This is a genomic window from Allokutzneria oryzae, assembly GCF_042429765.1.
GTDB classification, from domain to species: domain Bacteria; phylum Actinomycetota; class Actinomycetes; order Mycobacteriales; family Pseudonocardiaceae; genus Allokutzneria; species Allokutzneria oryzae.
Genome location: NZ_JBHLZU010000033.1, coordinates 14,789 through 33,519, shown reverse-complemented (window position 1 = coordinate 33,519; position 18,731 = coordinate 14,789). Strand labels below are relative to the sequence as shown.

The 18,731-nt window shown below is 72.0% G+C and carries 19 protein-coding genes and 1 other RNA gene; 16 read left to right on the top strand and 4 right to left on the bottom strand.

Translation table 11 applies throughout. From position 1 onward, the window contains the following. The first annotated feature begins 19 nt into the window (after positions 1-19). Positions 20-997 (top strand): cobalamin biosynthesis protein, encoded by a 978-nt coding sequence (locus ACFFQA_RS34645; protein WP_377861526.1) that lies wholly within the window; start codon positions 20-22, stop codon positions 995-997. Here ACFFQA_RS34645 and ACFFQA_RS34640 read toward each other — a convergent pair. Genes ACFFQA_RS34640 through ACFFQA_RS34630 form a run of 3 tightly spaced genes read right to left on the bottom strand, consistent with a single transcriptional unit; the run spans position 950 to position 3,019 of the window. Beyond that, positions 950-1,750, bottom strand: coding sequence for an SURF1 family cytochrome oxidase biogenesis protein (locus ACFFQA_RS34640; protein WP_377861523.1), 801 nt, complete (start codon positions 1,748-1,750; stop codon positions 950-952). The two genes, ACFFQA_RS34645 and ACFFQA_RS34640, sit on opposite strands and share 48 nt — an antisense overlap. A 19-nt stretch (positions 1,751-1,769) precedes the next feature. Further along, complete coding sequence (locus ACFFQA_RS34635) at positions 1,770-2,606, bottom strand: fructosamine kinase family protein (protein WP_377861521.1); 837 nt, start codon at positions 2,604-2,606, stop codon at positions 1,770-1,772. Further along, positions 2,603-3,019, bottom strand: a complete 417-nt coding sequence (locus ACFFQA_RS34630; protein ID WP_512699670.1) for a low molecular weight protein-tyrosine-phosphatase — start codon at positions 3,017-3,019, stop codon at positions 2,603-2,605. The genes ACFFQA_RS34635 and ACFFQA_RS34630 overlap by 4 nt, the downstream gene beginning before the upstream one ends. A 255-nt stretch (positions 3,020-3,274) precedes the next feature. Between ACFFQA_RS34630 and cobC the strand changes: the two genes are divergently transcribed. The 6 genes from cobC (at position 3,275) to ACFFQA_RS34600 (ending at position 8,114) form a co-directional block, all read left to right on the top strand. Then, positions 3,275-4,378: an Rv2231c family histidinol phosphate aminotransferase CobC gene (gene cobC, locus ACFFQA_RS34625; RefSeq protein ID WP_377861515.1), complete on the top strand. Its 1,104-nt coding sequence runs from the start codon at positions 3,275-3,277 to the stop codon at positions 4,376-4,378. Then, entirely contained in the window at positions 4,375-5,514 is a 1,140-nt protein-coding gene (locus ACFFQA_RS34620) for a Nif3-like dinuclear metal center hexameric protein (RefSeq protein ID WP_377861512.1), read from the top strand. Before cobC ends, ACFFQA_RS34620 begins: the two co-directional genes overlap by 4 nt. 30 nt (positions 5,515-5,544) lie before the next feature. Further along, positions 5,545-6,279, top strand: a complete 735-nt coding sequence (locus ACFFQA_RS34615; protein ID WP_377861510.1) for a zinc ribbon domain-containing protein — start codon at positions 5,545-5,547, stop codon at positions 6,277-6,279. Continuing rightward, on the top strand, positions 6,276-7,373 hold the full coding sequence (locus ACFFQA_RS34610; RefSeq protein ID WP_377861508.1) for a bifunctional RNase H/acid phosphatase: 1,098 nt from the start codon (positions 6,276-6,278) through the stop codon (positions 7,371-7,373). Before ACFFQA_RS34615 ends, ACFFQA_RS34610 begins: the two co-directional genes overlap by 4 nt. A 29-nt stretch (positions 7,374-7,402) precedes the next feature. Beyond that, positions 7,403-7,815: RNase P RNA component class A (gene rnpB, locus ACFFQA_RS34605), an RNA gene on the top strand. Positions 7,816-7,823: 8 nt separating this feature from the next. Beyond that, the gene (locus ACFFQA_RS34600; RefSeq protein ID WP_377861505.1) at positions 7,824-8,114 is read left to right on the top strand and encodes a hypothetical protein; all 291 of its coding nucleotides are present in this window, start codon (positions 7,824-7,826) and stop codon (positions 8,112-8,114) included. Between the two features lie 43 nt (positions 8,115-8,157). On the opposite strand, the gene ACFFQA_RS34595 is transcribed toward ACFFQA_RS34600, so the two are convergent. Continuing rightward, positions 8,158-8,511 carry a ParB family protein gene (locus tag ACFFQA_RS34595; RefSeq protein ID WP_377861503.1) on the bottom strand — a complete coding sequence of 118 codons (354 nt, stop codon included), beginning with the start codon at positions 8,509-8,511 and terminating at the stop codon, positions 8,158-8,160. 439 nt (positions 8,512-8,950) lie between these two features. On the opposite strand from ACFFQA_RS34595, the gene ACFFQA_RS34590 reads away from it, so the two are divergent. From ACFFQA_RS34590 to ACFFQA_RS34550, 9 genes are all read left to right on the top strand, one after another. Continuing rightward, positions 8,951-9,223 (top strand): hypothetical protein, encoded by a 273-nt coding sequence (locus ACFFQA_RS34590; RefSeq protein WP_377861501.1) that lies wholly within the window; start codon positions 8,951-8,953, stop codon positions 9,221-9,223. A gap of 18 nt (positions 9,224-9,241) precedes the next feature. Continuing rightward, entirely contained in the window at positions 9,242-9,838 is a 597-nt protein-coding gene (locus ACFFQA_RS34585) for a hypothetical protein (protein WP_377861498.1), read from the top strand. A gap of 19 nt (positions 9,839-9,857) precedes the next feature. Continuing rightward, entirely contained in the window at positions 9,858-12,722 is a 2,865-nt protein-coding gene (locus tag ACFFQA_RS34580; RefSeq protein ID WP_377862318.1) for an ATP-binding protein, read from the top strand. Next, positions 12,719-14,674 (top strand): DNA polymerase family A protein, encoded by a 1,956-nt coding sequence (locus ACFFQA_RS34575; RefSeq protein WP_377861497.1) that lies wholly within the window; start codon positions 12,719-12,721, stop codon positions 14,672-14,674. Before ACFFQA_RS34580 ends, ACFFQA_RS34575 begins: the two co-directional genes overlap by 4 nt. Positions 14,675-14,709: 35 nt before the next feature. Further along, complete coding sequence (locus tag ACFFQA_RS34570) at positions 14,710-15,306, top strand: hypothetical protein (RefSeq protein WP_377861494.1); 597 nt, start codon at positions 14,710-14,712, stop codon at positions 15,304-15,306. A 2-nt stretch (positions 15,307-15,308) separates the two neighbouring features. After that, on the top strand, positions 15,309-16,280 hold the full coding sequence (locus tag ACFFQA_RS34565; RefSeq protein WP_377861491.1) for a C40 family peptidase: 972 nt from the start codon (positions 15,309-15,311) through the stop codon (positions 16,278-16,280). Between the two features lie 31 nt (positions 16,281-16,311). Then, complete coding sequence (locus ACFFQA_RS34560) at positions 16,312-16,914, top strand: hypothetical protein (protein WP_377861488.1); 603 nt, start codon at positions 16,312-16,314, stop codon at positions 16,912-16,914. A gap of 99 nt (positions 16,915-17,013) precedes the next feature. Beyond that, positions 17,014-17,208 carry a hypothetical protein gene (locus tag ACFFQA_RS34555; RefSeq protein ID WP_377861485.1) on the top strand — a complete coding sequence of 65 codons (195 nt, stop codon included), beginning with the start codon at positions 17,014-17,016 and terminating at the stop codon, positions 17,206-17,208. Between the two features lie 75 nt (positions 17,209-17,283). After that, positions 17,284-18,711, top strand: a complete 1,428-nt coding sequence (locus ACFFQA_RS34550) for an RNB domain-containing ribonuclease (RefSeq protein WP_377861482.1) — start codon at positions 17,284-17,286, stop codon at positions 18,709-18,711. Positions 18,712-18,731 lie beyond the last annotated feature (20 nt).

Here is an 18,731-nt window from a genome sequence, read left to right as displayed (position 1 = left end):
GTCCGGAGGCTCACAGCCGATGGACCTGCATGATCAGGAGGCTCAGTTGGGCGCGGCGCGCGCGATCGGTTTGTTGCTGGGGGTCGCTGCGGACGCTGCGCTGGGTGATCCCCGCCGAGGGCACCCCGTCGCCGCGTTCGGCCGGATGGCCCAGTCGCTGGAGCGCGCCGTCTACCGCGACAGCCGCGCCGCGGGCGTCCTCTACAACGCCGCGCTCACCGGAGGCGTCGTGGCGCTGGGCATCGGTGTGGAACGCCTCGGCCGCGACCGCCCCGTCCTCCAGGCGCTGAGCACGGCCGCGGCGACCTGGGCGGTGCTCGGCGGGACCTCGCTCGGTCAGGAGGGCGCGGCCATGGCCCAGTCCCTGGACGGCGGCCGGCTCGACGAGGCGCGCGAGCGGCTGCCCAACCTGTGCGGGCGCGAGCCGGAGCTGCTGGACAACCAGGGCCTGGCGCGGGCGACCGTCGAGTCCGTCGCGGAGAACACCTCCGACGCCGTCGTCGCGCCGCTGCTGTGGGGCGCGGTCGCCGGAGTGCCCGGCCTGCTGGGCTACCGCGCGGTCAACACCCTGGACGCGATGGTCGGCCACCGCTCACCCCGCTACACCAACTTCGGCTGGGCCTCGGCGAAGATCGACGACGTTGCCAACCTCGTCCCTGCCCGGGTCGCGGCCATGCTGACCTCGTTGTGCGCCCCGGTCGTCGGCGGCTCCGCGCGCGGGGCGTGGCGGACCTGGCGGCAGGACGCCTCCGCACACCCCAGCCCCAACGCCGGTCAGATCGAGTCGGCCTTCGCGGGGGCGCTCGGCGTGCGGCTGGGCGGGCGCACGGTCTACGGCTACGGCGCGGAGGAGCGCCCGGTGCTCGGCGAGGGCCGCACCCCGGACTCCGGTGACGTCACCAGGAGCGTGGAGCTGTCCAGAGTGATCGGGACTGCGACCGCGGCGGTGTCAGCGGCGGCTTCCGTAGCGATCGGCTGGCTGCGCCGCAGACGCTGAGCCCTCCTCCTGCGCGAGCATCTCCTGCACGGTCATCTTGCGCGGCTGCTCGGGGTTGGCCTCGCGGTAGGCGAAGTAGCCGAGGCCGAGCAGCGCCATGATCCCGAAGCCGTACCACTGCAACGCGTAGGAGAAGTGCGGCCCGGAGTCGAGGTTCGGCAGCGGCAGCGCTCCGCGCACGCCGGGCTGGTCGGGGTTGAGCTGCACGAATCCGGGCTCAAGCTGCACACCGGTCGCCGCGGTCACGGCGGCGGTGCTCACCGAGTAGACCTGCTTGTGCTTGCCGTCGCTGATCGTTTCGCGTGTCTCACCGCTGCCGCCGTCGAGCCGCAGCCGACCGACCACGGTGACCTCACCGGCGGGCGGGCGGTCGTAGTCGGGGATCTGGGTGCCGTTGATCGGGCGCTCGAACCCGCGGTTGATCAACACGGTCCTGCCGTCGGTCAGCCGCATCGGGGTCAGCACCTCGAAGGCGGCCTCCCCGAGCACGGTGCGCAGCCGGGCGACCGTCTCGGCCTCGGGCAGATAAGTCCCGGTCAACCGCACCTGGCGCCACTCGTTGTTCGCGGCCGGGCGCTCGTACGGAACGACGGGGGCCGTCTCGGAGCTGGTCACGTTGTTGATCAATGTCTGCTTGCGGTCGTGCTGCCGGAACTGCCATGGCCCGAGCAGCACGAAGCACGCGGCGGAGAACATCAGCACTCCGGCGATCAACGCCAGCCAACCCGGCCGCAGCAGAAACTTCCAACGCACAGCCCCACGGTATGCGTAGTCAGCCGACGACTGTCCTGCGGGCTGCCTCCACGGCCCGTCCCGCGTAGCCCCGGCCGAACGCGGCGGTGTGCACGAGCAGCGGGAACAGCTGGTGCAGCGCAACGCGATCACGCCACCCGTCGGCCAGCGGAGCCACTTCCAGGTACGCGGCCCGCACCCGCTCCAGGTGTGGGCAACCGAACAGCTCAAGCATCGCGAGGTCGCTCTCGCGGTGCCCGCCGTGCGCCGCGGGGTCGATCAACCACGCCCGCTCTCGACCCCAGTGCACGTTCCCGTTCCACAGGTCGCCGTGCACCCGCGCCGGAGCTTCGTCGGGCACCGACCACGTCCTGTCGAACTCGCGGGCCTCGTCCCTGGTGAGGTGCCCCCGGTCGACGGCCATCCGCACGTAGGGCTCGACGCGCAGCCGTGAGTAGAACTCCGCCCAGCTGCCGCACTCCTCGTTCCGCATCGGCACCGGCCCTATCCACGCGTCCCGAGGCCCGCCCGTCGGCGGAGCCCCGTAGGCCGTCACGGGTTGCGCGTGGATCGCCGCCAGCGCGCGGCCGAGCTCCTCCGCGGCGAGCGCGGTCGGCTCTCCGGGCTCGACGTACCGCATGACCAGCCAGTCCTCGTCCCACGCCAGCACCTCGGGCACGGCGATGCCCAACCAGGCCAGCGACGCGGCTTCGGCCCGCGTGCCGTCCCGCTCCGGCGCGCTCCGTTCCTTCGCGGCGACAGCGCGGCCGTCCGCGAGCTCGACGCGGTGCACCGTGCCGCTCGCGCCGGCACCGACGACTCGCTCGCTCGTCGCCGTGGAGCCGAGCAGTCGCGTGACGGCGTCGGTGGCGCTCACTCCGGCAGGTTCTCCTTCACCCACGCCACGAGCCCCGGCGAAGCGGCCTCGATCATGCCGAGCACCTCGGTGAACCCCCTCCGCCCGCCGTAGTACGGGTCCGGCACGTCGAGATCGCCGCCCTCGGGCCCGAACGACCTGAGCAACCGGATCCGAGCCGGGTCGTCGACCAGTCGCCGCAGGTCCCGAGCGTGGCCGGAGTCCAGCGCGACGAGCAGGTCCGCCTCCAGATGCGCCTCGCCGACCTGTGCGGCGGTGTGCGCGGTGGGGTAGCCGTGCTCGCGCAGCGTGGCTCCGGCCCGCGAGTCGATCTTCTCGCCCACGTGCCACGGCCCGGTCCCGGAGCTGGTCACCCGCACCCGGTCCGCGAGCGCCTCTCGCCGCAGGTGCTCGGCGAAGACCAAGGCGGCCATGGGGGAGCGGCAGATGTTCCCGGTGCAGACGAAGCAGATGTGCAGGTCGTGCTCAGACGGTCGCGAACTCACGCTCGCATTCTCCCAGCCGCTGTGGCGCGACGCGCGGATGAGCGGCGAGCGGGCAACCTGCTCGTTCCACCCCTCGTGCGGCCGGAGACCCGGTGTTTCCGCCCTGGCAAGTCATGAGGGGTTCGGCGGTGCCAGCCCCAGGGGCGCTCCGGCGCCGCCCGGCCGACATAGACTTCGTGGCTGATGAACGGGAATGTGGACCGGGCGGCGCTGCGCCACCACGGCGACGTCGAGGCCCTGCCCGGGCTGGCCGACTTCGCCGTCAACGTGCGCTCCGACCAGCCGCCGCCGTGGCTGCGCGACCGGCTCGCCGCCGCGCTCGACCGGCTCGGCCGCTATCCGGGCGCGCGGGATGACGCCGACGCCAGGGCGAGCGCCGCCGCACGGCACGGCCGCCGTCCCGACGAGGTCCTGGTGCTCAACGGCGCCGCTGAGGGCTTCGCGTTGCTGCCCGCGCTCAAGCCACGGCTGGCCGCGGTGATCCACCCCTCCTTCACCGAGCCCGAGGTCGCGCTCACCGACGTGAACGTGCCGGTCGAGCGCGTGGTGCTGGACGACTACGCGCTGAACCCCGCGTGCGTTCCCGACGAGGCCGACCTGGTCGTGATCGGCAACCCGACCAACCCGACCTCCGTGCTGCACCCCGCCGAGGCGATCCGCGCGCTCGCCCGGCCTGGCCGGGTGCTCGTGGTGGACGAGGCGTTCGCCGACACCATCCCCGGCGAGCCCGAGTCCGTCAGCGGGGACGCGGTTCCCGGCCTGCTCGTGCTGCGCAGCCTGACCAAGACGTGGTCGTTGCCGGGGCTGCGCGCCGGATACGCCTTGGGCGCACCGGAGCTCCTCGCGCGGCTCGGCCGCCACCGTCCACAGTGGCCGGTCAACGCGCTGGTGCTCGAAGCGGTCCGTGCGTGCTGCGAGCCCGGCGCGGTCGCCGAGGCCGAGGCGGTCGCCCGCGAGCTGGAGGACCACCGCGTGCGGTTCGCCAAGGCGCTCGGCGAGCTGCCCGGCGTGACCGTTGCCGAACCCGCCCGCGCGCCATTCCTGCTGATCCACGTCCCCGGTGCCGACCGGTTGCGCGAACGCTTGCGGGAGAAGGGGTTCGCGGTGCGCCGCGCCGACACCTTCCCCGGACTGACCCCCGACCACCTGCGCGTCGCCGTGCGCGCGCCGGACCAGACCGCCCCGCTGCTCGCCGCGCTGCGCGAGCTGCTGGGGCGGGTGTCGGGGGTCCGTGTTCGCGACAGCCGGGCCGAGCCCGCCCCAGACCCCGAGGAGCGCCTTCCGTGAGTCCCACCCTGGCCGAGGTGATCACCGCGTTGGAGCGGGCCTATCCGCCCGCGCTCGCCGAGTCCTGGGACGCCATCGGGCTGGTCTGCGGAGACCGCGCCGAGCCGGTGCGCTCCGTGCTGGTCTGCGTCGACCCTGTCGAGTCCACAGTGGACGAAGCGGTGGAGCTCGGCGCCGACCTGGTGCTCGCCCACCACCCGCTGCTGCTGCGCGGGGTGCACGGCGTGCCAGCGGACGACCCCAAGGGCAGCCTGGTCCACAAGCTGATCCGAGCCGGTTCCGCCCTGTACTGCGCGCACACCAACGCCGACTCGGCCGACCCCGGTGTCTCCGACGCCCTCGCCGACGCGCTCGGCCTGATCGGCACCAGCCCGCTCGACGCCAAGCCCGGCGAGCCGATGGACGCGCTGACGGTCTTCGTCCCGGCCGCCCACGCGCCCCGCGTGCTCGACGCGCTGACCGAGGCCGGGGCGGGCCGCTTCGACGGTTACAGCCACGGCGCGTGGACCGTCGACGGCACCGGGCAGTTCATGCCGCTGGAGGGCTCGAACCCCGTGCTCGGCTCGGTCGGCGAGCTGCACAAGGAACCCGAGACCCGCATCGAGACCGTGCTGCCGCGCAGCCGCAGGACGGCCGTCGTCGAGGCCCTGCGCTCCGCGCACCCGTATGAGGTGCCCGCGTTCGACCTGCACGAGATGGCGGCGCTGCCCTCCACCAAGGGCTTGGGCCGCGTCGGCGAGCTGCCCGAGCCGGAGCCCTTCTCCGCCTTCGTGCGGCGGGTCGCCGACGCGTTGCCCGCCACCGCGTGGGGCGTGCGCGCCGCGGGCGACCCCGAGCGGATGATCAAGCGCGTTGCGGTGTGCGGTGGCGCGGGGGACTCGATGCTCGCGGCCGCGACCAGGTCCGGGGCCGACGCCTACGTGACCGCCGACCTCCGGCACCACCCCGCCGACGAGCACCTCGCCAAGGGCCCGCGGATGCCCGCTCTCGTCGACGTCTCGCACTGGGCGAGCGAGTGGCCGTGGTGCGAGCAGGCGGCGGGCGTCATTCGCGCCGCCTTCGGCGGTACGGTCGCAGTCCACGTCTCCACGCGCCGGACCGATCCGTGGACGCTGGCCGTCTCCGACTCCGACTGACCTGAACGACTTCCATAGGGGGAGCACCACGTGAAAGCAGCACCCGCCGTCCAGCGCCGACTGCTCGACCTGGCCGAGGTCGACATCGAGCTCGACCGCGTCACCCACCGCAGGCGGAACCTGCCCGAGCTCGCCGAGATCACCGAGGCGGAGCAGGTGCTGCGGGCCAAGCGGGACGCGGTGGTCGCTGCCGAGACCACGCTCGGCGACCTCGACCGGGACGTGAAGCGGCTGGAGACCGAGATCGACCAGGTCCGCGCGCGCAGCGACCGGGACCGCAAGCTGCTCGACGACGGCGTGCCCGCCAAGCAGGCGGAGAACCTCAACCACGAGCTCGACACGCTCCAGCGGCGGCAGGGCGTCCTGGAGGACGAGTCCCTGGAGCTGATGGAGCGCCGCGAGGCCGTCGAGCAGGACGTGATCTTCGCCAAGGGCGAGCTGACCGCCGCCGAGGAGAAGCTCTCCGACGCGCAGGGCCGCCGCGACCAGGCGTTCGCCGACCTGGAGACCACCGAGGCCCGCTCGGGCGACCGCCGCAAGGCGGTGCTCGCCGAGCTGCCGACCGAGCTCGTCACCCTCTACGAGCGCATCCGCTCCAACAAGGGCACCGGCGCGGCGCTGCTGCGGGCGCGCCGCTGCGGGGCCTGCCGCCTGGAGCTGGACCGCACCGCGCTCGGCGAGCTGCGCTCCGCCGCCGCCGACGAGGTCGTGCGCTGCCAGGAGTGCGGCGCCATCCTGGTGCGCACCTCGGAGTCCGGTCTGTGACCAGCCGCGTCGTCATCGAGGCCGACGGCGGCTCCCGCGGCAACCCCGGCCCCGCCGGGTACGGCGCCGTCGTCCTCGACGCCGCGACGGGCGAGGTGCTCGCCGAGCGCTCCGAGGGCATCGGCGTCGCCACCAACAACGTCGCGGAGTACCAGGGCCTGATCGCCGGGCTCACCGCCGCGGTCTCACTCGGCGCGGACACCGTCGAGGTCCGGATGGACTCCAAGCTGGTCATCGAGCAGATGGCCGGGCGGTGGAAGGTCAAGCACCCCGCGATGCAGCCGCTGGCCGCCGAGGCCAAGCGGCTGGCGTCGCGGTTCGGCGGCGTGCGGTGGACGTGGATCCCGCGCGAGCGCAACAAGCGCGCGGACCGGCTGGCCAACGAGGCGATGGACACCCAGGCGGGAAAAGCCCCGGCCGACCGTGAGCGGTCCGCGCCCAAGCTCGTCGCGCCCCCGTCCTGGACGGGGGCGACGGGCGTCCCGACCAGGCTGGTCCTGCTGCGGCACGGGCAGACCCAGCTGTCGGTGGAGCGCCGCTACTCCGGTCGCGGCGACGCGGTCCTGACCGAGGAGGGGCAGCGCCAAGCGGTGGTGGCCGCCCGTCGGCTGGCCAAGCTCGACGACGTCGCCGCGGTCGTCAGCTCCCCGTTGACCAGGACCGTGCAGACCGCGCGCGCCGTCGCCGACGCCCTCGGCGTGGAGCCGACCACCCTCGACGGGCTGACCGAGACCGACTTCGGCGCCTGGGAGGGGCTGACCTTCGCCGAGGCCGCCGAGCGCGACCCCGAGCTGCACCGCTCGTGGCTCGCGGACACCTCGGTCACCCCGCCCGGCGACGGCGAGAGCTTCGACGCCGTGCACCGCAGGGTGCGGCGCTGCCGCGACGACCTGATCGCCAGGCACGGCGGGTCCACGATCGTCGTGGTCAGCCACGTCACCCCGATCAAGGCGCTGCTGCGGATGGCGCTGGACGTCGGCCCGTCGCTGCTGTTCCGGCTGCACCTGGACCTGGCGTCGGTGTCGGTTGCGGAGTTCTACTCCGACGGTCACGCCTCGGTCCGGCTGGTCAACGACACCTCGCACCTCGGGTGATCATGGCGGACGCGTAGGCTGGACCCGGATGAGCCGGCCGGGCGGCCGCGTCGGCGGGGCGACCCGCCGCCGAGGAAAGTCCGGACTCCGCAGGGCAGGGTGGTTGTTAACGGCAACCTGGGGCGACCCACGGGACAGTGCCACAGAAAACAGACCGCCCGGACGCGAGAGTGGACCGGGTAAGGGTGAAACGGTGGTGTAAGAGACCACCAGCATCCCGGGTGACCGGGATGGCTCGGTAAACCCCACCTGGAGCAAGGCCAAGAAGGCCCGTGCCCTTTCGAGGGCGCGGTGCCTGCGCGAGTGCTTGAGGGCTGCCCGCCCGAGCTCGCGGGTAGGCCGCACGAGCCCGTCGGCGACGGCGGGCCTAGATGGATGGCCGCCGAAGGGAACGCCGCGAGGCGTCCCGGAACAGGATCCGGCTTACAGGCCGGCTCATCCCTCGTACCGGTGAACCGGCGAGCAGCGGAGCGGGAGGCGGACGGCGTGGACTGGCTGCTGACCCTGCTCGGCCAGGTGCTGATCAGCCTCGGGCTGCTGCTGCCGCTGGTCCGGCTCGTGCCGAGGTCACCGGTGCTGCCGATCGCGCTGGCGATCGGCGGCGGGCTGCTGCTGGTCGACGAGTTCGTCGCCGCGTTCGGCCAGCCGTGGCAGCTCGCGGGCGCGGCGGGGCTCGCCGTGCTCGGCGGGGTGCTGTGGGTGCTGATCGGCAGGCTCCGGGGCCTGCCGGAGGATGACTGACAGTGAGCGGGGCCGGGTCCGTTCGGGGAATCAGGCAGATGCCTCAGTCGTGCTCCTGCTCGTCCGGCCGGGGGACGTTGCGGGCCGGGCGGCCCGCAGGCATCCGGTAGACCGGGCGGAACGGCTTGCCGTCGTTGAACTCCGCCTCTAACTCCGCCACCCGCTCCTCGACCGCCGGGTTGACGATGTCGGCGAGGCTGCGCACGCCCGCCTGGGGCGCGTAGGCGGCCAGGTACGTCGCGGCCGCGCGAGCCCGTTCGAGCACGGTGCGCTCGAAGTTCACGGTGCGCTGAACCCTGCGCGGGCCAGGCTGGACAGTGGCGGTAACCTGATCGTCACCAAGTCCGGCAGCGCCATGGTCGTCGATGCCGGCCGAGGGCTCGGTGGACTGGGTCATCGGCGGACTCCTCTGAGTTCGCTTGCTGGTCTCCACGCCGGGTACGCCGGATCGACGCCCCATGGGCTTCAACCCCGAGGACAGGCTTGCGGGTACGCGTTCCACAGACTTCCGCACACCCGGATGTGTGCGCAAGCAAATCCTTGTCCCGTCCAGTGCGCACACGATCCGTCACCGGCGTGTTCGCAGGCGGGTGAAACGTTGCGGCAAGCGGGACAAAGCCGCGTCGGTTGTTCACCGCTGGCAGCCTCCACACCATGATGTGTGTGGTCGGATTGGACGTATTTCGGGCGGTTGAACCTCTTCGTGCTCGACGCACGGCACTCTAGCCAGTACACCTCGTGATGGCGGCATGTTGTACTCGTAGGACTCGCCGGGACCAGACCAGCGGCCCGGACTCGTGATCGAGCAGAGCTCCTCGTACCCGGGAGTAGGGACAATGAACACCACAACGATCTTGGATTTCCTCGCCCAGGGGAACCAGCAGATCAAGACCAGCGGTATCCAGGACTGGATCCAGAGCAACCTCCTCCCCCTGCTCCTGCTCGTCGTCGCCATCCTGCTGCTCTGGCTGGGCGGCGGTCGCGGGGACAACGCGGGCGTGATGCGCCGCCTCGGCGGCGTGATCGTGGCGCTGGCCATCGTCGGTCTAGCGGTCAGTGGCGCCGGTGTGAACATCGGCAAGTGGATCGCCCAGCTATTTACCCAGTGATCGGACGAGTGATCTGGAGTGCGCGTTCGCACCGACGACGAGGTCTACCGCATCGACGCCGTCTGGCTCGGTCCACCACGCGCCACCTTCCCGTGGCGAGCCCGCTACGTGGCCTGGGGCGTGGGCATCTGCGTGTTCCTGCTGGTCATCGCCGTGGAACGCCGGATGGGCTTCGGTTTCAGCTTCTTCTCCACCGCGTGGGCGGTGATCATCACCATCGTGCTCACCAGGATGATCTGCTCGCGGATCAACCAGGAGCGGCCGCTCGGCGCGGTCACCACGATGTGGGTGCGTGAGCTCACCGCGCCCAGGCAGACCACGGGGGGCCGGGGTGGCGCTGCCAGCGCCGCCCGGATCAGGGTGCGCCCGGAGCGGCCGCGCCCGAAGAACAAGCGGGCGGCGAAGAAGGCCGCCAAGAACGCCGCCAGGAACAAGGCCGCCCAGGACACCAGGTCCCGGCGCGGGACGGCTGGGAAGCGGTCCTCGCGCAGGTCGACGGGACCGCAGCAGCAGGCCCAGCAGCCGCAGCAGGCGGCGCAGCAGACATCGGGGGGCCGCAGGAGGCCGCGCCGAACCCGCAGCAAGGAGGCACCCGGTGTTTCGTCGCCGGCGTAACCATGACCGCAGCTCCGGCATGGACGGCTCGTCCCGGCACAACCGCCAGGGCACCCGCGGCAAGGCCGACCAGCGTGCGCACAGCAAAAGAGGTCGCAGGCTGCCCGGGGAGCAGTCGGTGCCGACCTACACGCCGTCCATCTCGGCGCGCAGCATCGACGGCCACCTGCTGCGCACCAGCCAGGACGTCTACGCCTGGTACCGGCTCTCGCCGCAGCGCTGGTCCTTCCGCTCCGACTCCCAGCGCCAGGACCTGATCCACGCGATCGCCGGGCAGTACGCCGAGCTGCAGGGCCGCTGGCTGCACCTGCGGGTGACCAACCGCCCGTACCCGATCCGGATGTGGGCCGAGGCGCACGTGCACAACGCGGTCGGGCGGCTGCCGGACACCCCGGGCGCGCTGTCCTTCGACGACTACATGGTCGGCGAGCAGCAGCAGCTGATGGGCCGCTCCATGGCGGAGAAGGAGGTCTACCTCGGCGTCCAGGTCCAGACCCGCAACGTGATGGACCGCGCGGTCGAGCGAGCCGCTCCCGTGCTGCGCCGGATCTTCCCCGAGGCCGTCGACGCCGAGCTGGTCGCGCTGGACAGCGAGGTCGAGCACCTGGACCAGGTGATCGGCTCCGCCGGCCTGGAGGGCCGCCCGGTCACCGCCGAGGAGATGTCCTGGCTGATGCACCGGTCGTGCTCGCTGGGCCTGCCCGCGCCGCGCAACCTGCCCGCCGTGCCCGCGGCCGAGTGGGAACCGGAGGACCTGGCGTCCTTCACCGACGCCGCCGACTTCCACCAGGAGCCCTACGCGCCCACGGTCACCGTGCGCGGCCGCACCGGCTCCAACGCGGGCACCACCAAGAACGTCGTCGTGCTCACCGTCGGCATGATGCACGGCCTGCAGATCCCCGAGATCGACGACCCGTGGGTGCAGCGCGCCGACCGGCTGCCCGCCTCCGTGGAGTGGTCAGCCCGGATCTACGTGCGCAGGCCCGAGGACGTCACGGGCGAGCTGCAGCGGCAGATGAACAAGGTCCGCTCGCAGGTCCGGCACTACACCGACGAGCACGAGCTCGAACCGCCGCAGTCGCTGGCCCGCCAGGCCGCGCGCGTGCTGGAGATCGACGACGAGATGACCTCCGGCTTCACCGCGCTGGCCACCCGGGTCCGGTCCTGGTGGCGGCTGTCGGTGTCCGGCAACACCGAGCGCGACGCGCTGCGGCTGGCCCAGCAGCTGGTCGAGCTGTACAAGCCGAAGATCGCCATCGAGCACCCCGAGTCGCAGTACGCGCTGGCCAGGGAGTTCGTCCCCGGCGAACCGCTGGCCTCTGCCGCCTACCTGCGCAGGGGCTCGGTGATCTGGGCCGCATCGGCGGTGCCCACCGCGACCGCCGAGGTCGGCGACCGGCGCGGCATCCTGCTCGGCGAGACCTGCACCGCGACCCGCCGCCCGGTGGCGTGGGACCCGTGGATGGCGCAGGAGATCCGCGACGCCTCCGGGCTCACCGCGATGGTGGCCGGCCTCGGTGGCGGAAAGTCCTTCCTCGGCGGCGGCATCGTCTACAAGACGCTGCGCGCCGGGGCGTACTGGACGGTGCTGGACCCCTCGGGCCCGCTGGCGAAGCTGTGCGACCTGCCCGAGCTGCGGCCCTACGCCCGGCCGATCAACCTGCTCAACGCCCAGCCCGGCATCCTCAACCCGTACCGCGTGGTCGCCGAGCCGCAGCTGGACCACTTCCTCGACGAGGAGGACCCCGAGCGCGCGTGGCGCAGGGAGAAGGCGCTGGCCGCAGCGACCCGCCGCCGCCTCGTCCTGGACGTGCTGACCGGGCTGCTGCCCTACGAGGTCTCGCGGATGCCGCAGACCCGGATCGTGCTGCTGCGCGCCGTCCGCACCGTGGGCGGCCGGCCCAACGCCGACCCGAGCATGGTCTTCGACGCGCTGCGCCGCGACGCCTCCGAGCACCACGAGCACGCGACGGTGGTCGCGGACTTCCTCGACGAGATGCGGGAGCGCATGTCGCTGCTCATCCCCGAGCGCGACGCCGACCCGTACTCCGAGACCCGCGACGACCGGTTCACCGTGCTCACCATGGCCGGGCTGACCCTGCCCAAGGAGGCGGTCGGCCGCGAGCACTGGACCGACGCGGAGTCCCTCGGCGTGGAGATGCTCAACCTCGCCGCGTGGCTCACCCAGCGCTCGATCTACGAGCGGCCCAAGGACCAGCGCAAGGGCGTCTGGATCGACGAGGCGTTCTTCCTCTCCGAGGTGCCGACCGGCCGCGTGCTGATGAACCGCTTCGCCCGTGACTCCCGCAAGTGGAACGTCCGGGTGCTGCTGTCCTCCCAGATCCCCGCCGACTTCCTGAAGATCCAGGGCTTCGTCTCGCTGCTGGACTCGGTCTTCGTCGGCAGACTCGACGACGAGAACGCCCAGGCCGACGCGCTGCGGCTGCTCAAGGTGCCGGTCGGCGCCGGCTACGAGCAGGTCGTGTCCAGCCTCGGCCGCCGCCCCGGCGGGGTGCGCACCGCCACCGAACGCGACCAGTCCCCGAGGCAGTTCATCTTCGGCGACGGCGCGGGTGGCGTGGAGCGCATCCGGATCGACTTCGGCGGCCCGCACCTCGCGCACCTGCGCGGGGCCATGGACACCACGCCGGACGCGGTCCGCGGCGACGCCGTCAAGACCGCCAACGCCGCACGGGCCCAGGACGCGGCCCAGGCACGCGTGAACGCAGCGGTTCCGGACCTGGCCGGGGAGGACTACTTGGACGCCGAGCTGGAGGCCGCCCTCGACGAGGTCGGCCTGGACTCCGACGACTTCGACCCACGACCGGACGGAACCGACGACAGGGGCGGCAGGAGCCGTGTTGGGCGGGACAGCGCCGCATGACCACCCTGGTGGTGCTGGCGGTCGCCGTCGCGCTGCTTGTGGCACGCCGGCGTGCCCGGCGCAGGCGACCTGACTCGTTCCCCCGGTCCGCAGCGCGCAGGCGGGCCCTGCTCGTGGTGCTCGCCATCGTCGGCATGCAGGTCGTCTTCGGCGCGCCCGCGATGGCCCAGACCTCCAGCTGCGCCGAGGCCCCCAACCCGGAACGCCCCGGCGCGGGCATGGTCGGCGTTCTCGACCCCGCGCATGAAGGTCAGGCCGGGAGTGCCTACAACGAGTACGGCTATGCCGGACTGGTTTGGCACACCTACGACCTGGGCTGTGGTCCGGAGGGCATCCGCAACCCCAATGCGGTGATCGACACCTGGGCCGGAAACCAGTTCTTCAATATCGCCAAGAACCTTGTCGGTGCGACCAACGGTCTCCATTTTCTGCTCTCTGAGGGTACGGTCATGCAACCCTTGGACGAGATTGTCAGAAGTGGCACCGTAGCCCTTTACAACTCGGTTTATACGCCACTGTTCGGCCTGGTTGCCCTACTCTTGGCCGTCCTGATGTTCCGATACATCTGGACGGGCGACCTTGCGACGGTTGGTAAACGCGGTTTGTGGGCGCTCGCAGGTATCTGGCTGGCAGCCGCGACGTATCTCACGCCCTTGATCTACACCCAGGTCCTGGACGGCGTGTTGATCAAGGGGACCTCGCAGCTCCAGGGAGGCTTCCTGAACGAGGTCGGCATCAATGACACCAAGTCGCTGCCGACCATGCTGCACGATCAGGTCGTTTTCCAGAATTGGAAGCGTGGTGAGTTCGGTTCGGCCGACGCCCCTCAGGCTCAGCAGTTCGGTCGCGACTTGCTCAACGCGCAAGCCTGGACCAGAGAAGAGAAGAACACTCAGGCCGACCAGGGGCCGCCGGACGCGAAGAAGGCGGCGTTCAAGGAGATCGCCGCCAAGCTGGGCAGCACCTACGGGTATTTTCAGGGGGTCGATGGCAGCCGGATGGGCGCTGGTTTCCTCTCGGTTTTCCAGGCGCTGTGCTATTCGGTCTTCCAGCTCTTGGCCAAGGCGGCCGTCGTTCTTGGGCAAGTTCTGCTCCGGGTCGTGATTCTCACCGGGCCTCTTATCGGTCTGATTGCGATGATCCACCACAGCGTCCTTCGGAACGTCGGTCGCGCCGTGGGTTCCGCGCTGCTCAACGTCATCGTCATCTCGGCGCTGGCCGGCCTGCACACCATGGTGCTGACATGGATCTTCAACCCGGCTCGCGGTCTCACACTGCTGACGCAGATGGTGCTCGCAGGGTTGATGACCTTGGTTCTGCTCCTGGTGGGCAAGCCGATCCGGCGGATGTGGCAGATGGTGGAGCTGTCGGTGGGCGCGGTCGGCAGCACGCTGCCCGCGTCGCCGCCCGGGTTCCTGTCCCGCTTCCGAGGCAGGCGCGCCGGGCAGCGGACGCCGCAGGACGACTTCTGGGACGAGGTCCGCGGCATGGACCCGGACCAGAACGTCGAGGGCCGTCGCCGCGGTGCCCACCGGGACCGGCCCGAAGCCGCCTACGCGGGAGGCCGGGGCGTGCGAGGAGCGGTCGCCGAGCTCGCGAGCACGGTGCAGGGCCAGGTCGTCGGAGCGGACGGCCGGGCGCTGCCCAGCTCCGGGCAGCGGTTGCACGAGGCAGGGGGTGGCGCGCTCGGCGCCAACCGGGCCGCCGCCGCACTGCCCGCCGCGCGGAGCCGGATCGTGGACACGGCGTCGGTGTTCGACCGCAGCTGGGACCGCACCGGCGAGGACGCCGTGGTCGTGCCGTCCCGGTTGGACACCGCGCCCAGCGCCGTGTCGACCGGATCGGTGTCGAATCCACGCCGTTCCGACATGGAAACGGTGGCGGGACGTCCGGTATGGGTGGTTTACCGGCCGTCGCGGGGACTTGAGCTCCGCGACGGTGAGTCCCGCTGACAACGAGCCCGAGAGCTGAGAGGAGGTAGTCGCCGATGCCGATCCGGACCAACCGAGGCCGCACCGCGGTCTACCGCCGGCTGTGGGGCTGGCCCCTGCGTTCGCCGACCCATTTCGTCATTTCCCTGGTCATCGTGGGCGCCATCGCGACAGGGATCGGCCTGCTGTTACCGAACGAGCCCGCGTCCCAGGAGCAGCCGAGGGCACAGACCACCACGACGCGCCCGCAGGGCGGTGGCACGAGCGGCGCGGTGCCCGGTCCCACGGTCACCACCCCGCGCATCACCACCAACCCGCTGGCCGCCCCGGTCCCCGCCGCACCCGCCGCCGAGGCGCTGACCGTGGGGGAGGCGTGGGCGAGGGCCTTCGTCAACCACCCCGACGGCATCACCGCGCAGCAGTGGCTCTCCGGGCTGCGCCAGCACAGCACGGAGGAGCAGATGGCGGTGCTCGGCACGGTCGATCCGGCCAACGTGCCCGCGACCACGGTGACCGGTAAGGCCACCGGTGCCAACTCCACGACCAGCTCGGTGGAGGTGACGGTGCCCACCGACAAGGGCTCGATCAAGCTCTACGTCATCCGCGTGCCCGAGCAGGGCTGGCGGGTGTCCTACTACACGCCGGTGGAGTAGCCATGAGGCGTGTCGTTCCCGTGTTTCTGGCGATCACGGCCATCGGCACGATCATGGCGATCGCCGTGGTCTCCGCGCTGCTCGGTGGCGCTGGCAAGCAGCAGAACGCGTTGTCCTACTGCGCCCCGTCGGAGTTCGGCGGCAACTGGTCGTCCTCCGGGGCCGCGCAGGGCGAGGCCGACGCGGCCGGTCTCGGCGAGGAGTCCAGGCAGATCGTGGCGATGATCATCGCCATGGGCAAGCAGCGGAACCTGCCCGCGAAGGCCTGGCAGATCGCCATCCAGGCCGGGCGCACCGAGTCCGGGCTGCGCAACCTGACCTACGGCGACCGGGACTCCGTCGGCATCTTCCAGATCCGGGGGATGCACGGGCCGCTGTCGGACCGGTTGAGCATCCCGTGGCAGATCACCTGGTTCTACGACACCCTCGAACGCATCCCGAACTGGGAGGACCTGCGGCCCGGTGACGCGGCGCAGAAGGTGGAGCGCTCGGCCTTCCCGCTGCGCTACCACCGGTGGGAGTCGATGGCGATCTTCCTGATCAGCCAGCTCGCCGGGGACGTCCAGCCGATCAGCTGCGAGACCCTGCCCGCGGCGTCCCAGGTGGCGCAGGCCGCGATCGACTTCGCCCTTTCGGAGATCGGCAAGCCCTACATCTGGGGCGCGACCGGGCCCAGCTCCTACGACTGCTCCGGCCTGATGCTGGCCGCGTACCGCAAGGCCGGGGTGAACCTGCCGCGCGTGTCCCGCGACCAGTGGAAGGCGGGCGCCTACATCCCCCGTTCGCAGGCCCAGCCGGGTGATCTGTTGTTCTGGGCCTACGACACGCGCAACCCCGCGACGATCCACCACGTGGCCATGTACCTGGGCAACGGTGAGATGGTGGAGGCGCCGTACAGCGGCAAGGATGTCCGCAGGGTCAGCGTTGACCAGTACAAGGGCCTGCTGGACTTCGTCGTCCGGCCGACGGCCTGACCCGCGGAGCGGGGACTTGGGAGGGGCAGGGATGTACAACAACGAGCCGATTCCGCGGCCCGCGGGACCACCGGCGTCGTCCACGCCGTTGCGGGACTACCTCAACGGCGCCCGGCACGGCGTCGACCCCGGTTACGCCGTGCTGCCGCGCTCGCTCGCGGAGTCCATGCCGTTGCCGTGGCAGCAGCAGATGGCCCACCTGATGGCCGAGTTCCACCAGGCGTTCGGGCACCTGCGCTGGCCGGTCTACCGGGTCGTCCCCTCGCGCTACGAGCGGCTGGTCGACCTGGACGAGGACCAGCTCGCCGAGGTCGGCTGCTTCGCCGAGATCGACGTCACCGGTGAGCTGGTCTACCGGGAGCGCACGGGCGAGCGGATCGAGGACCCGGAGAACAAGCGGGTGCTGGTCTCCTGCCTCGACCCGATCCCGCGGCAGCAGGCGGGGCACGTGCCGCCCGCGCCGACCCCGCATCCCCCGATGGCGCAGAACACCGGGCCGCACAACGGTGGGCCGCGCACCGGCCCGCAGCCGGTGCAGCCCAGGCACGCCCCGCAGGGCAACGGCCACCAGCCGCCACCGCCGGGGACGCCCCCGCACGGCCAGCCCATGCCGCCGTGGGGCGCTGGCCGCTAGGGCCCGCGGTGCGGTCCGTGTCCGCGATGTCCCGGCCGAGCCCGCCGATCACCTTGCCGGACGCGTGACATGTCCGATCACGCATGTCAGGCTCGGTCCATGGTGGACGCGGAGCACGCTTGGTACTTCTGCCTCAAGCACCACGCGGCGGAGCAGGGCAAGACCTGTCGTGGCGCCGACCGGATGGGCCCCTACCCGGACAAGGCGACGGCGGAGCGCGCGCTGGAGATCGCCCGGCAGCGCACCGAGCAGGCCGACGAGAAGGACCGGGCGTGGGCCGATGACGAGGACTAGGGACACCGGTTCGCCACGGCCTGTTCACCGGGTTTTTCGACCTGCGCCCGCGGAAGGCGCGGTTAGGCTCGGCCTGTGCTGAGTGCGGCGGGCGGCGACCAGAACGGTGTCGCCCTGTCCGCTTCGGCCTTCGCCGCCATCCGTGCCGAGTTCCCCCTGCCCGGCGCCTTCCCCGCCGCCGCGCTGGCCGAGGCCGAGCGCGCCGCCGCCGTTCCCGACGGCGTGGACCGGGTCGACGCCACCGGTCTGCCCTTGGTCACCGTGGACCCGCCCGGCAGCCGCGACCTGGACCAGGCGGTGCTGATCGAACGGCTCGGTTCGGGCTTCCGGGTGCACTACGCCATCGCCGACCTCGGCGTGATCATTCGCCCGGACGGCGCACTGGACACCGAGGTCCGCAGACGCGGCCAGACCTTCTACCTGCCCGACCGGGCGGTTCCGCTGCACCCGCCGGTGCTGTCGGAGGGCGCGTCCAGCCTGCTGCCCGGCGCGGAGCGGGCGGCGGTGCTGTGGACCATCGACCTGGACTCCGACGGCGAGCCGACCCGGGTCGAGCTGCGCAGGGCGGTGGTGCGCTCCGTCGCCCGGCTGGACTACGCGGGAGTGCACGCCGCGATCCAGGCGGGCACACCGCACCCGTCCATCGCCGCGCTGCCCGAGCTCGGCAAGCTGCGCCGCAAGGCCGCCGCCGCGCGTGGCGCGATCGAGCTCGAACTCCCCGAACAGCAGGTCGCCCCGGACGGCAACGGGGGGTGGCGGGTGGTGATCCGGCCCAGGCTGGACGTCGAGACCTGGAACGCGGAGATCTCGCTGCTCACCGGGATGTGCGCGGCCCGGATCATGACCGACGCGAACGTCGGCGTGCTGCGGACGCTGCCGGACGCGCCGGAGCAGGCCGTGGTGGAGCTGCGCCGCTCGGCCGCCGCACTGGGCATCGACTGGGCCGAGGACGCCGACCCGGCGAGCATCCTGATCGGCCTGGACCCGGCGAGCCCAGCGACGATGGCGTTGCTGGACGACGCCACCCGGCTGCTGCGCGGCGCGGGCTACACGGCTTTCGACGGCGCGCCACCGCACGTGCGCGGGCACGCGGGCATCGGAGCGCCGTACGCGCACGTCACCGCGCCGCTGCGCAGGCTGGTCGACCGCTTCGCCACCGAGGTCTGCCTCGCGGTGACCGCGGGCCGCGAGGTGCCGGACTGGGTGCGCGAGGCGCTGCCGGAGCTGCCGCAGGCGATGGAGAGCTCGGACCGGCTGGCCGCCCAGGTGGAGCGCGCGTGCATCGACCAGGCGGAGGCGTGGACACTGGCCGGCCAGGTCGGAAGACTTTTCCCCGCCGTGGTGTTGCGCACCAGTGGGGAGACCGGCGGAACGGTCTTCCTGCTCGACCCGCCCGTGGTCGGCAAGTGCCGGGGCGAGGGGCTGGTCGAGGGCCAGCGGATCATGGCCAGGCTGCTGGAGGTGGACCCCGCCGCGCGCCGGGTCACCTTCGAGGCCGCATGAGCCGAACCGTCCACAGTGGA

Coding starts and splice junctions, on each gene's coding strand:
- ACFFQA_RS34575 (WP_377861497.1), top strand. CDS start 12,719: ATGACCACCCTGGTGGTGCTGGCGGTCGCCGTCGCGCTGCTTGTGGCA.
- cobC (WP_377861515.1), top strand. CDS start 3,275: ATGAACGGGAATGTGGACCGGGCGGCGCTGCGCCACCACGGCGACGTC.
- ACFFQA_RS34570 (WP_377861494.1), top strand. CDS start 14,710: ATGCCGATCCGGACCAACCGAGGCCGCACCGCGGTCTACCGCCGGCTG.
- ACFFQA_RS34595 (WP_377861503.1), bottom strand. CDS start 8,511: ATGACCCAGTCCACCGAGCCCTCGGCCGGCATCGACGACCATGGCGCT.
- ACFFQA_RS34560 (WP_377861488.1), top strand. CDS start 16,312: ATGTACAACAACGAGCCGATTCCGCGGCCCGCGGGACCACCGGCGTCG.
- ACFFQA_RS34590 (WP_377861501.1), top strand. CDS start 8,951: ATGAACACCACAACGATCTTGGATTTCCTCGCCCAGGGGAACCAGCAG.
- ACFFQA_RS34630 (WP_512699670.1), bottom strand. CDS start 3,019: ATGGCCGCCTTGGTCTTCGCCGAGCACCTGCGGCGAGAGGCGCTCGCG.
- ACFFQA_RS34555 (WP_377861485.1), top strand. CDS start 17,014: ATGGTGGACGCGGAGCACGCTTGGTACTTCTGCCTCAAGCACCACGCG.
- ACFFQA_RS34565 (WP_377861491.1), top strand. CDS start 15,309: ATGAGGCGTGTCGTTCCCGTGTTTCTGGCGATCACGGCCATCGGCACG.
- ACFFQA_RS34645 (WP_377861526.1), top strand. CDS start 20: ATGGACCTGCATGATCAGGAGGCTCAGTTGGGCGCGGCGCGCGCGATC.
- ACFFQA_RS34580 (WP_377862318.1), top strand. CDS start 9,858: ATGGACGGCTCGTCCCGGCACAACCGCCAGGGCACCCGCGGCAAGGCC.